The organism is Pseudaminobacter soli (ex Zhang et al. 2022) (genome assembly GCF_014595955.1).
Classification (GTDB): Bacteria; Pseudomonadota; Alphaproteobacteria; order Rhizobiales; family Rhizobiaceae; genus Kumtagia; species Kumtagia pseudosoli.
Map to the genome: position 1 here is coordinate 1 of NZ_JABVCF010000038.1, position 3,291 is coordinate 3,291.

A 3,291-nucleotide genomic window follows, 5' to 3' on the forward strand; every position below is an offset into this window, starting at 1 on the left:
CCGGCGGTGAGGAACAGCCCGCCAGCCGGCACGGATCCGGCCGGCCAGGCCTCGCGGCGGTCATGCAGGCGCTGCCAGTCCGGGGCCTCGCCGGTCTCGACCCAGGTCTCGCCAAGAATGGTGTTGCGAAAGGCCTTTTGAGACTCTTCCGAACCCTGAGCTGCTTCGAAGGCGCGGGCGATTGCCGCCCAGGACAGCCAGCCGGCCGGGGAATAGAGGGCGGAGAGATGGAAACCGGCTGTTGAGCTATCGCTCGCCGTGGCGGTCGCCCGCCACTCGCCCATTTCCAGCATGGCGGTCTTGCTGTGCTCGCCGATCGGGACGTCACAGGCCTCGCAGTGATAGCGGGCCGTCTCCGGCTGTCCCCTGTCCCAGCGCAGTCGCTCGAACTTCAGCCACTGCATGGCGCCGCAGGCGGGGCAGGGGACATGGTAGCGGCGCTGGTCGGAGGCCTCGTACTCTCGCTCGATACGCGATAGCCCGCGGATGGTCGGGGTCGAGGCCAGGAACACCTTTCGGCGATGCGAGAAGGTGAGCGAGCGGGATTCGGCCAGCGTCACCGGATCGCCCTCGTCATCGGCGGAGGCCGGATAGGCGTCGACCTCGTCAAGGAAGATGTAGCGGGCCGGTGTCGAGCGCAGGCCGACGGCGGAGTTGGCCCCGGTCAGGATCAGGATGCCACCGGCGAACTCCTTCGACAGCATGGTGTTACCGGCATCGCGCGAGCGCGCCGGCTTGACCCGTTCCCGCAGCGCCGGGCTTTCCTCGATCAGCGGGTCGATGCGGTGGCGCGAATTGCGCTTGGCCAGTTCGACCGTCGGCTGCACCGCCAGCATCGGACCGGGCGCCTGGTGGATGACGAAGCCGATCCAGTTGTTGCCGGCCTCGGTGGCGCCGACCTGGGCTGCCTTCATGAAGACGACGCGCTGGATCGGGGAGCCCGGCGACAGGCAATCCATGATCGCCTGCATATACGGCGTGCGGCTGGTGCGATAGCGGCCGGGTTCCGCCGATGCCCGTGCCGCCAGCATGCGATGCTTGTCGGCCCATTCGGAGACGGTGAGGAACGGGTCGGGGCGCAGCCCGTCGCGCCAGGAGGCGCAAAGCTCCTCAAAGCCGGCAAAGCCGCTCAGGCTGTCGTCCAGCCCCTCATCGGAAGTCGGCACGAACATCGGCCAGCTCCGCCAGATGCATGCGCACCTGGCGCTCCAGGAGCTCGTGCATGGCCGCCGGCTCGACGCCGAGCTCGGCCGCCATCAGCGCGGCCACCCGTCCGGGCCAGTTCACCCAGGCATCGCGTTCTTCGCGCGCCAGGCGGAACATCAGGATCTTGGCGCGATCGAGCCCGACGAGTTCGCCCTTCAGCTTTTGCAGCTTCAGGCGGCGCTCCTGCGCCTTTAAGACCTCGTTGGCGGTGCGGGCCTGCAGGAAGGTGGTGGAGCCACCCACCGCGGGTGCCGACAGGCCCTGCTCGCGCAGTGTCTCGCCGACGGCGGATAGCGCCGCCTCCGGCACCGGCTTCAGCCTGGCTCGGGCAGACGAGGGGCGCTGCTTGGCGGGATCGGTCATCGCCGCCCGCCGCGCATCCGAGCCTGCAGCATCGATCGAGCCGTCGGCAAACAGCACCAGCCGGCCGGCGAGGCGCGCCTTCTGCACGGCGCCGCGCGAGATCCTCGCATGACGCGCATATTGCCGCTCGCTCATGCCCTGCATGGCGGCCACTACGATGCCGACCTCTCAAGTGCCGCCTGGCGGCCGGTGAACCGCTGCCAGCGCTCCACCGCGACGTCGCAGTAGCGCGGGTCGAGTTCCATGGCGAAGCAGGCGCGGCCGGTGGTCTCGGCGGCAATGATGGTGGTGCCCGAGCCGGAGAACGGCTCGTAGACGGCAGCCCCGGTTGTACTGTTGTTGAGTATCGGCCGGCGCATGCACTCGACTGGCTTCTGCGTGCCATGCACGGTGGCGTCGTCCTCGCCCTGATCGGCAGCGCCGATCGCCCAAATGGTGGTCTGATCGCGGGCGCCCTGCCAGTGGCCAGTCGCGCCGTCGCGCACCGCATACCAGCACGGCTCGTGCTGCCAATGATAATGGCCGCGGCTCAGCACCAGGCGCGGCTTGGCCCAGATGATCTGTGAGCGGATCCCGAAGCCCGCAGCGACCAGACTGTCGGCCACCGTGGAGGCGTGCACACCGGCATGCCAGACATAAGCGACATCGCCAGGAAACAGCGCCCAGGCGTCACGCCAGTCGGCGCGGTCGTCATTTGCAACCTTGCCGGTGCGGCTGGTGGTCGACACCCCCGCCTCGTTCCTCCAGGTGGGATCATAGTTCACGCCAAACGGTGGATCGGTCACCATCAGGTGCGGAACGGTCCCGGCCAGCAGCCGCTCGACGTCGGTCGCCACCGTGGCATCGCCGCAGAGCAGCCGATGCCGGCCCAGCACCCAGAGATCGCCGGGACGGGTGACCGGGTCGGCCGGCGGTTCGGGAACCTCATCCTCGCCGGCAGCCGCGCCAGTACTCATGCCAAGCTCGCCCATCAGCCGGTCGAGGTCGGCCTCGTCGAGGCCGGTGAGGGAAAGATCAAAACGGTCGGCGCTGAGTGCCTGAAGCTCATCGGACAGCAGGCTGTCGTCCCAGCCGCCGAGTTCAGTGAGCTTGTTGTCGGCGATCCGGTACGCCCGCCGCTGTGCTTCGCTGAGATGCTCGAGCACGATCACTGGCACATTCGCCAGCCCGAGCGCACCGGCCGCCAGGATGCGACCGTGGCCGGCGATCACCTCGCCCTCGGCCGAGACCAGCACCGGTACGGTCCAGCCGAATTCGGCCATGCTCGCGGCGATCTTCGTCACCTGGTCCGGCGCATGCGTTTTGGCGTTCTTGGCATAGGGCTTCAGCCGCTCGATCGGCCACTGCTCGATGGCTTCCGGTGCGAACTGGATGCTCACGCTGCCCCCGCTGATCGACCTGGCTTCCGGACTCCGCTGCTGGACCCCTTGGCTGGATCCACCTGGACCCCGGGATCCAGCTGGAGTCCACCCACTCAGACCCAGAACATCAACGCTTAATCAAAGGCTTACGCGGTTAGGCTGGTGGCTGGACTCCGGGGTGGCTTCCCAAAAAATCCGCCCTGTCACTAGCGATGCGCCGGGCTGCGCCCCCTAGCAATACTTCAACGACCCGGAAGGACCCGTGCCGAGCCCCGCCAGTGATCTATTCGGGTACTATAGCAGGTGAGCAAGCCTTTGAAAAGGCAAAGCAATTTCGCTGTTTTGCTTTTGTTTTCGCTCT

The 3,291-nt window shown here is 67.5% G+C and carries 3 protein-coding genes; all 3 read right to left on the minus strand.

Annotated features, from left to right (window positions below; translation table 11 throughout):
- A partial coding sequence (locus HUI96_RS28960; protein WP_188258161.1) for a phage terminase large subunit family protein occupies window positions 1-1,172 on the minus strand: 1,172 nt, incomplete at its 3' end.
- Window positions 1,150-1,713 (minus strand): hypothetical protein, encoded by a 564-nt coding sequence (locus HUI96_RS28965; protein WP_188258163.1) that lies wholly within the window; start codon window positions 1,711-1,713, stop codon window positions 1,150-1,152. The genes HUI96_RS28965 and HUI96_RS28960, both read right to left, overlap by 23 nt.
- Before the next feature lie 8 nt (window positions 1,714-1,721).
- Window positions 1,722-2,948 (minus strand): DNA methyltransferase, encoded by a 1,227-nt coding sequence (locus HUI96_RS28970; RefSeq protein ID WP_188258162.1) that lies wholly within the window; start codon window positions 2,946-2,948, stop codon window positions 1,722-1,724.
- Between the last annotated feature and the right edge of the window lie 343 nt (window positions 2,949-3,291).

What these genes read in the sequence shown, in the direction of transcription:
- HUI96_RS28965 (WP_188258163.1), bottom strand. Translation starts at nt 1,713, where the DNA reads ATGCAGGGCATGAGCGAGCGGCAATATGCGCGTCATGCGAGGATCTCG.